General features: G+C 69.4%; 10 protein-coding genes. 1 reads left to right on the forward strand and 9 read right to left on the reverse strand.

The genetic code is table 11. The annotated features are described in order from the left end of the window. Positions 1-136: 136 nt before the first annotated feature. The 9 genes from MED01_RS31225 to MED01_RS31265 all read right to left on the reverse strand — a co-directional run bounded on the left by MED01_RS31225 (position 137) and on the right by MED01_RS31265 (position 7,863). Complete coding sequence (locus tag MED01_RS31225) at positions 137-736, reverse strand: TIGR03086 family metal-binding protein (RefSeq protein ID WP_238672054.1); 600 nt, start codon at positions 734-736, stop codon at positions 137-139. 197 nt (positions 737-933) lie between these two features. Further along, a complete protein-coding gene (locus tag MED01_RS31230) occupies positions 934-1,428 on the reverse strand; it encodes a metal-sulfur cluster assembly factor (protein ID WP_238672055.1) in 495 nt (164 codons plus the stop codon). A 76-nt stretch (positions 1,429-1,504) separates the two neighbouring features. Next, entirely contained in the window at positions 1,505-1,978 is a 474-nt protein-coding gene (gene sufU / locus MED01_RS31235; RefSeq protein WP_091403700.1) for a Fe-S cluster assembly sulfur transfer protein SufU, read from the reverse strand. Then, positions 1,978-3,282, reverse strand: coding sequence for a cysteine desulfurase (locus tag MED01_RS31240; protein ID WP_238672056.1), 1,305 nt, complete (start codon positions 3,280-3,282; stop codon positions 1,978-1,980). The genes sufU and MED01_RS31240 overlap by 1 nt, the downstream gene beginning before the upstream one ends. Positions 3,283-3,302: 20 nt before the next feature. Continuing rightward, positions 3,303-4,076, reverse strand: coding sequence for a Fe-S cluster assembly ATPase SufC (sufC, locus tag MED01_RS31245; RefSeq protein WP_112677399.1), 774 nt, complete (start codon positions 4,074-4,076; stop codon positions 3,303-3,305). Then, positions 4,076-4,402, reverse strand: a complete 327-nt coding sequence (locus MED01_RS31250; RefSeq protein WP_091403693.1) for a non-heme iron oxygenase ferredoxin subunit — start codon at positions 4,400-4,402, stop codon at positions 4,076-4,078. The genes sufC and MED01_RS31250 overlap by 1 nt, the downstream gene beginning before the upstream one ends. Further along, the gene (sufD, locus tag MED01_RS31255; protein ID WP_238672057.1) at positions 4,402-5,547 is read right to left on the reverse strand and encodes a Fe-S cluster assembly protein SufD; all 1,146 of its coding nucleotides are present in this window, start codon (positions 5,545-5,547) and stop codon (positions 4,402-4,404) included. The genes MED01_RS31250 and sufD overlap by 1 nt, the downstream gene beginning before the upstream one ends. An 88-nt stretch (positions 5,548-5,635) precedes the next feature. Continuing rightward, positions 5,636-7,066 (reverse strand): Fe-S cluster assembly protein SufB, encoded by a 1,431-nt coding sequence (gene sufB / locus MED01_RS31260; RefSeq protein WP_091403689.1) that lies wholly within the window; start codon positions 7,064-7,066, stop codon positions 5,636-5,638. Beyond that, complete coding sequence (locus MED01_RS31265) at positions 7,063-7,863, reverse strand: helix-turn-helix transcriptional regulator (RefSeq protein ID WP_372493765.1); 801 nt, start codon at positions 7,861-7,863, stop codon at positions 7,063-7,065. The genes sufB and MED01_RS31265 overlap by 4 nt, the downstream gene beginning before the upstream one ends. Positions 7,864-7,961: 98 nt before the next feature. Here MED01_RS31265 and MED01_RS31270 point away from each other — a divergent pair, with 98 nt between their 5' ends. Continuing rightward, complete coding sequence (locus tag MED01_RS31270; RefSeq protein WP_238672058.1) at positions 7,962-8,927, forward strand: COX15/CtaA family protein; 966 nt, start codon at positions 7,962-7,964, stop codon at positions 8,925-8,927. Positions 8,928-8,975 lie beyond the last annotated feature (48 nt).

Below are 8,975 nucleotides of genomic sequence, written 5' to 3' on the forward strand. Positions count from 1 at the left end.
GCGCCCCGCGCCAAGATCGTGCTCGAACCAGGAAGTAGTGGCCTCGGCAACACGCCGAGGCCACTACTTCAATGATCGAGCGCGATCTTGAGCGTGTTAACGCGATCTTGGGGCTTGTTGAGCGTCGGCCGATCGGTCAGAGCCGCACGTCGGGCCACTGGGGGTCGCGGCCGAGGTAGGCGAGCAGGGCACTGACGTCGTCGGCCTCCGCACCAGCATCGAGGGCCGGGGCGTACGCGCCGTAGTTTCGCAACGGCTCGACGATCTGCCGGGCGACCTCCAGCAGGGGGCGGGCCAGCTCGTCGCGGAGCGGGGACGGCTGCCCGGTGGCCGCCGCGATGTCCCAGGCATGCACTGCCGCATCCAGGGCGCACGCCACGGCAGCGACCTCGGCCGGCAGCTTGCCCTGCGGCAGCGGCGTGGGCACCTCCGGGTCGTCGTCGGCGACACGGTTCCAGGCCTGGGCGGACGCGTCGAGGGCGGCGCGCAGCCCGATGAGTTTGTCGCCCTCGATCCGACCGGACGGCGCGAACGGGTCCTCCTGCGGCCCAGCCCCGCCGACGATCGCCGCCGCGAAGGCGGTCTGGTCGCCGGTCGCGTGCTGGAGCACCTGGGTGACAGTCCACTGCTCGCAGGGGGTGGGCAGGTCCCAGGCGTCGGACGGGATTCCCTCGGCGGTCGTCCGGAGCGCCTTGTGCGCCTCGTCGAGCACGATCCGCCACTGTCCAGCTGCCATCTCACTCATTGTCCCGACCCTCTCCGCCGACCCCATCGAGCGAGCCTGTGCGCTCACTCGCGAAACGGAATGTTCCGCTCCGTTCTGCAATCAGACTAGCAGACCGGAACGATCCGTTCCACTAGTAACCCGCGTCGGCGTACAACACATCGAGCGCGGCACCCGGACGGGTACCGCGCTCGACGAAGTGGTTCGGGTCAGACGTTGAAACCGAGGGAGCGGAGCTGGTCCCGACCCTCGTCAGTGATCTTGTCCGGGCCCCACGGCGGGAGCCACACCCAGTTGATCCGGATGTCGTTGACCAGGCCGCCGCCGGGGCCGGTGGTCAGCGCCTGCCGGGTCTGGTCCTCGATGACGTCGGTCAGCGGGCAGGCCGCCGACGTGAGCGTCATGTCCAGGGTGGCGACGTTCTCGTCGTCGACGTGGACGCCGTACACCAGGCCCAGGTCGACCACGTTGATGCCGAGCTCCGGGTCGACGACATCCTTCATCGCCTCCTCGATGTCGGCGATCATCGCCTTGCTGACGCCGGCACCGTCCGCCGAAGCGGCAGCGTCGCCGGCACCCGCCGAAGCGGCAACATCGCTGCCAGCCGCCGAAGCGGCAACATCGCCGGTCACCGCATCGGTCTGCGCCGCGACCGCGTCACCGGCCTCCGGCGTCGCCGCAGTAGCCGTGTTCTCGCTGCTCATGCCGTCTCTCCGTTTCGCTCCGTGACGCCACGAGGCACCATCGCGTCGCACCACTGACTCGCTCGCTGACGCTCGCTCACGCCTTCACCTCCGGGCTCACGCCCACACCGGCGCGTGCCGCGGCGTCCTTGAACGCCATCCACGGCAGCAGCGCGCACTTCACCCGGGCGGGGTAACGGGCCACACCCGCGAAAGCAACCCCGTCACCGAGCACGTCCTCGTCCGGCGTGACCTGGCCACGTCCGGACATCAACTCCACGAACGCCTCGTGCACCTCGAATGCTTCCCCGGCGCCCCGACCACGCAGCAACTCGTGCAGCACACTCGCCGATGCCTGACTGATCGAGCAGCCCATCCCGTCGTACGAGATGTCGTGCAGCACCGTGCCGTCGGTGGCCACCCGGACGGTGACCTCGTCACCGCAGGTGGGGTTGACGTGGTGCGCCTCCGCGACCTGGTCACCCGGGTCGTCGGCGTCGCGCAGGCCACGCCCGTGCGGGCGCTTGTAATGGTCCAGGATGATCTCCTGGTAGAGCTGGTCGAGCTGCATCAGTCGAACACCTTCCGCACCTGCTCCAGACCGGCCACCAGAGCGTCGATCTCCTCGGTGGTGGTGTAGAGGTAGAACGAGGCCCTGGTCATGGCCGGAACGCCGAACCGGCTGCACACCGGCTTGGCACAGTGGTGACCCACCCGCACCTGCACGCCAAGCGAGTCGAGCACCTGACCCACGTCGTGCGGGTGCACGTCACCGAGCGCGAACGAGATGGTGCCGCCCCGGCCCACCGGCACTGTCGGACCAAAGATCCGCAGGTCCGGCACCGAGCCGAGAGCGTCCAGCGCGTACGCCGTGAGCTCCTTCTCGTGCCACTGGATGGCCTGCATCCCGATGCCGGTCAGGTAGTCGACCGCCGCACCCAGCGCGACCGCCTCGGCGATCGGCGGGGTGCCCGCCTCGAAGCGGGCCGGCGGCGCGGCGAACGTCGAACGGGCCATGGTGACCGTCTCGATCATCGAGCCGCCGCCGAAGACCGGCGGCATGGCCGCCAGCAGCTCACCCCGGCCCCAGAGCACACCGATGCCGGTCGGACCGCACATCTTGTGGCCGGTGAAGACGATGTAGTCGGCGTCCAGGTCGACCACGTCGATGGGCAGGTGCGGCACCGACTGCGAGCAGTCCAGCAGCAGCAGCGCGCCCACCTCGCGGACCCGCGCGGTGATCCGGGAGGTGGCGTTGACAGTGCCGAGGATGTTGGACATGTGCACCAGCGAGACGATCTTCGTCCGTTCGGTGACCAGATCTTCCAGGCCCGACTCGTCCAGCCGCCCCTGGTCGGTGACCGGGAACCAGCGCAGGGTCGCGCCGGTCCGCTCGCAGAGCAACTGCCACGGGACGATGTTCGAGTGGTGCTCCATCTCGGAGATCACCACCTCGTCGCCGGGACCGAGCCGGAAGCGGCTGTCGGCGTCCGGACGGAGCGTGGCGTTCGAGAAGGCGTACGCCACGATGTTGATCGCCTCGGTGGAGTTCTTCGTGAACACCACCTCGTCGGTGCTCGGCGCGTTGATGAACGCGGCGATCTTCGCCCGCGCCCCCTCGTACGCCTCGGTGGCCTCGGTGCCCAGAGTGTGCACCGAGCGCGACACGTTGGCGTTGTGCCGCGCGTAGTGCTCGTCGAGCACGTCGAGCACCTGGCGGGGTTTGTGCGAGGTGTTGGCGCTGTCGAGGTAGACCAGCGGGTGCCCGTTGATTTCCCGACCCAGGATCGGGAAATCGGCGCGCACCCGGGCCACGTCGAAACGCGGCACGTTGTCGTACTGCGGCATCCCCGAGGGGATCGCGATGCTGGTCATCTCGGCAGCGCCTCTCCCGCTCAGGCCTTGGCCGTGCCGGCCCCGGCGGCGTACCGCTCGTAGCCCTCGGCCTCGAGCTTGTCGGCCAGCTCCGGGCCGCCCTGCTCGACGATCCGGCCGGCCACGAAGACGTGCACGAAGTCCGGCTTGATGTAGCGCAGGATCCGCGTGTAGTGGGTGATCAGCAGCACGCCGGTGTCACCGTTGTCGCGAACCCGGTTGACGCCCTCGCTGACCACGCGCAGCGCGTCCACGTCGAGACCGGAGTCGGTCTCGTCGAGGATCGCGATCTTCGGCTTGAGCAGCTCCAGCTGGACGATCTCGTGCCGCTTCTTCTCACCACCGGAGAAGCCCTCGTTGACGTTGCGCTGGGCGAACGCCGGGTCCATCTGGAGGCGCTCCATCGCACCGCGCAGCTCGCCGCCCCAGGTACGGAGCTTCGGCGCCTCGCCGTCGATGGCGGTCTTCGCGGTCCGCAGGAAGTTCGCCACCGAGACGCCGGGCACCTCGACGGGGTACTGCATGGCCAGGAAGAGGCCGGCGCGGGCGCGCTCGTCGACCGTCATGGCCAGCACGTCCTCGCCGTCGAGGGTCACCGTGCCGCCGGTGATCTCGTACTTCGGGTGACCGGCGATCGAGTACGCCAGCGTGGACTTGCCGGAACCGTTCGGGCCCATGATCGCGTGGGTCTCGCCCGACTTCACGGTCAGGTCGACACCGGCCAGGATCGGCTTGAGCTCACCCTCGGGCAGCTTGACCGACACCTTCAGGTCGCGGATCTCCAGGGTGCTCATTATCGGGTCACTCCATTACTCGGCGTCAGGCTGAGGTAGATGTCGCCGTCGCGGACTTCGACGGGGTAGACGGGGACGGGTTCGGTGGCGGGCAGGCCGGTCGGCTCTCCGGTGCGCAGGTCGAAGCGCGAGCCGTGCAGCCAACACTCGAGCGTGCAGCCGTCGACCTCACCCTCGGAGAGCGCGACCGAGGCGTGCGAGCACTCGTCGTACGCCGCGTAGAAGCCGCCGTCCTCGCCGTGCACCAGGGCGATCGGCGTGCCGTCGACGTCCGCGCTGATCGCGGTGCCCTTCGGCACGTCCTCGGTGGAGCAGATGCGGATCATCAAGCGCCCGCCTTGGTCAGCCTGGCCTCGATCGCGTCGCCGAGGCTCTCACGCAGCGACTCCACCGGAATCTTGTTGATCAGCTCGGCGAAGAAGCCACGGACCACCAGCCGACGGGCCTCACTCTCCGGAATGCCCCGGGCCATCAGGTAGAACAACTGCTCGTCATCGAAGCGGCCGGTCGCGCTGGCGTGGCCGGCGCCGGAGATCTCGCCGGTCTCGATCTCCAGATTGGGTACGGAGTCCGCCCGTGCGCCGTCGGTGAGCAGCAGGTTCCGGTTGATCTCGTACGTGTCGGTGCCGGTCGCCTCGGCCCGGATGAGCACGTCGCCCACCCAGACGGTGTGCGCGCTCTCGCCCTGCAGAGCGCCCCGGTAGCCGACGTAGCTGCGGCAGTCCGGGACGCTGTGGTCGACCAGCTGCCGGTGCTCCAGGTGCTGGCCGGAGTCGGCGAAGTAGACGCCGTACAGCTCGGCCTCGCCACCGCGCCCGGTGTATTCCACGCTCGTGAACTGCCGGACCAGGTCGCCACCCAGGGAGACCTGGATGTGGATGACCTTGGCGTCGCGGCCCAGCTTGATCTTCAGGTGCTGGGCCTGGACCGCGTCGTCGGCCCAGTCGGCGACAGTGACCAGCGTCAGCTTCGCGCCGTCGGCCACTGCCACCTCGACGTTGTCGGCCAGAGTGGCCGACCCGACGTGCTCCAGCACCACTGTCGCCTCGGCGAACCGGCCCACCTCGACGAAGGTGTGACCGAACGCCGGCTGCTCGACGCCCTCGCCGACCACCCGCAGCCGCACCGCCTCGCCGAGCACCACGTCGGGGGCCACCCGCAGCAGCAGGGCGTCCGCGGAGGCACCGTAGGCCAGCGCGCTGACCCGGTCGACCGGGGTCAGCACGCTGCCGACCCGCTCGTCGTCACGGCCGATCCGGGTGATGGCGACGCCCTCGGGCAGGTCACCGTACTCGTGTCGGACCGCGCCGGTCGCGGCCGGCGCCTCTGTGGTCAGGCCGCGGAGGCGCTTGAGCGGGGTGAAGCGCCACTCCTCCTCCAGGCCGGTGAGGGCCGGGAAGTCGGCGACGTCGTACGAGCGCAGCGCCTGCGACTTGGTGCTGGGCGGCGGCGCGGAAGCCTGGGTAGTCATTTCTTCCTTGGTCTGTCTGTTCCGTGACGACGAGTTGGGGCCGGGTGTGACGGACCGAGATTCCGGCCCGTCACGGGGAGCGGCGGCGTCAGCCGACCGCGCCCTCCATCTGAAGCTCGATCAAGCGGTTGAGCTCCAGGGCGTACTCCATCGGGAGCTCCTTGGCGATCGGCTCGATGAAGCCGCGCACGATCATGGCCATCGCCTCGTCCTCACTCAGGCCCCGGCTCATCAGGTAGAAGAGCTGGTCGTCGCTGATCTTGGAGACGGTCGCCTCGTGACCCATCGACACGTCGTCCTCACGGATGTCGACGTACGGGTAGGTGTCCGAGCGGGAGATCGTGTCGACCAGCAGTGCGTCGCACTTGACGGTGCTCCGGCTGTGGTGCGAACCCTCCAGCACCTGCACCAGACCCCGGTACGAGGTGCGGCCGCCGCCACGGGCGATCGACTTCGACACGATGGTCGAGGAGGTGTGCGGCGCGGCGTGCACCATCTTGGCGCCCGCGTCCTGGTGCTGACCCTCGCCGGCCATCGCCACCGAGAGCACCTCGCCCTTGGCGTGCTCGCCGGTCATGTAGACAGCCGGGTACTTCATGGTCACCTTGGAGCCGATGTTGCCGTCGACCCACTCCATGGTCGCGCCCTCGTGGCAGACGGCGCGCTTGGTGACCAGGTTGTAGACGTTGTTCGACCAGTTCTGGATGGTCGTGTAGCGGCAGCGCGCGTTCTTCTTGACGATGATCTCCACGACCGCGCTGTGCAGCGAGTCGGAGGAGTAGAGCGGCGCGGTGCAGCCCTCGACGTAGTGCACGTACGCACCCTCGTCGACGATGATCAGCGTCCGCTCGAACTGGCCCATGTTCTCGGTGTTGATCCGGAAGTAGGCCTGCAGCGGGATCTCCACCTGCACGCCCTTCGGCACGTAGATGAACGAGCCACCGGACCACACCGAGGTGTTCAGGGCGGCGAACTTGTTGTCGCCGACCGGGATCACCGTGCCGAAGTACTCCTTGAAGACGTCCTCGTGCTCGCGCAGCGCCGTGTCGGTGTCCAGGAAGAGGACGCCCTGCTCCTCAAGGTCCTCGCGGATCTTGTGGTAGACGACCTCCGACTCGTACTGCGCCGCGACACCGGCGACCAGCCGCTGCTTCTCCGCCTCCGGGATGCCCAGCCGGTCGTAGGTGTTCTTGATGTCCTCGGGCAGGTCCTCCCAGCTGGTGGCCTGCTTCTCGGTCGACCGCACGAAGTACTTGATGTTGTCGAAGTCGATCCCGGTGAGGTCCGCGCCCCAGGCCGGCATCGGCTTACGGCCGAACAGCCGCAGGCCCTTCAGCCGCAGGTCGAGCATCCACGCCGGCTCGTTCTTCTTGGCCGAGATGTCCCGCACCACCGCCTCGTTGATGCCGCGCTGGGCGACCGCCCCGGCGGCGTCCGGGTCGGACCAGCCGTACTCGTACCGGCCCAGGGCGGCGAGCTGCTCTTCCTGGGTCAGGGGCTGGACGATCTGCTCGGTCATCTATCTGTCCTCACAGTGGTTACGGGATTACCGGATTGAGCGCGGCCCGGCTGGGTCGGGATGTGCGTGGTGCACACCCCGTCGCCGTGCGCGATGGTGGCCAGACGCTGCACGTGGGTGCCGACCAGACGGGAGATGACCGCGGTCTCGGCCTCGCACAGCTGAGGAAACTCGGCGGCAACGTGCGCCACCGGGCAGTGGTGCTGACAGAGCTGGCCGCCGGAAGCGATCGTGGTCGCATTGGCAGCGTAACCCTCGCCCGTGAGCGCAGCGGCGAGCGCCTCGGCTCGGGCGAGAGGGTCGTCGCCGGCGTCCTCCATGGCCGTCCGACAACGGGACTCGAGAGCGGACACCTGCTCGGTGGCGAAGGCCTCGACCGCGTCCGAACCACCGCTGCGGGCGATCCAGCGCAGCGCGGCGGTGGCCATGTTGTCGTAGTGGTGTGTGCCACAACGGACCCGGGCGGCCTCGGTCAGCAGGAACACCTTGGCCGGGCGTCCCCGACCGCGACTGCCCTGCACTGGCTGCTCGCGGGCGTACACGTCACCATCCGCAAGCATCGCGTCGAGGTGCCGGCGGATTGCCGCCGGGCTGAGCCCGAGCGCCGCGCCAAGCTGTGCGGCGGTGGTGGCACCCTGCTCAAGCAGCAACTGGGTGACCCGATCCCGGGTGGAGACCTCGGCCGCCGCCGGCCCGGCGAGGCCGGTCGACGTGGTCACGGCAGGCGCAGAACCGGACGCACCGAGGGCCGGCACGGCCGTCGGTTGGTGCCCGGAGAGCGCCGCCGCGTTTTTCACAACGCCAACGTTACGTAATTACCCGGAGGGTCGCAAACCCGGGCCCCGGTGATCCCAACCACCGAGCCGACGGAGTCGGACGAACCTTGAGCACTACGGTGCGTAGGATTTGCGCCGTGAACCGAATCGTCCGTCCGGTCTCCGGCATCCTGCTGCGCCGCCTCGCGCTCGCCTCGATCATCGCGAACGTGGGCATCGTCGTCACCGGCGGGGCCGTCCGGTTGACCGCCTCGGGCCTCGGCTGCCCCACCTGGCCCCGGTGCACCGACGATTCCTACGTCACCACGCCCGAGATGGGCGTCTACGGGGTGATCGAGTTCGGCAACCGCATGCTGACCTTCGCGGTGGCTCTGATCGCGCTGGCCACCGTCCTGGCCGTGCTGGCCCACCGGCCGCGCCGACGCGGGCTCCTCGCACTGGCCGTGGCGGTCTTCCTGGGCATCCCCGCCCAGGCGGTGCTCGGCGGCATCACAGTGCTGACCAACCTCAACCCGTGGGTCGTCGGGCTGCACTTCCTCGCCTCGATGGCGGTGATCGCCGCCGCGTACGCCCTCTGGCGACGCATCGGCGACCCCGACGGCCCGACCGCAGCCGTGGTGCCCGCACCGCTGCGCGCGCTGGCCCGGATCACCACCGGCGTCACCGTCGCCGTGCTGGTCATCGGCACCTGGGTCACCGGCAGCGGCCCACACGCCGGCGACCACGGCGCCGCCCGCAACGGGCTCGACCCGGAGACGATCTCGCAGGTGCACGCGGACGGGGTCTTCCTGCTGATCGGGCTGTCGGTGGCGCTGATCTTCGCGTTCCGCGCCGTCGGTGCGCAGCGAGCCACCCGCGCCGCGGTCATCCTGGTCGCCGTGGAGTTGAGTCAGGGCCTGATCGGCTTCGTGCAGTACTTCACCCACGTGCCGGCGCTCCTCGTCGGAGCGCACATGCTCGGCTCCTGCCTGGTACTGCTGGCCGCCCTGTCGGTGCAGTGGTCCACCCGGGAACGCCGTCCGGTCGAGCCGGCCCGCCAGGCCACCCCGACCGACGCCGCCGCCCCGGTACCAGTCAGCGCCTGACCGCCTGGCCGCCTGGCCGCCTGACCGCCCGCGCCCCGCGCCCCGCGC

Source organism: Micromonospora alfalfae (assembly GCF_022230925.1).
GTDB lineage: Bacteria > Actinomycetota > Actinomycetes > Mycobacteriales > Micromonosporaceae > Micromonospora > Micromonospora alfalfae.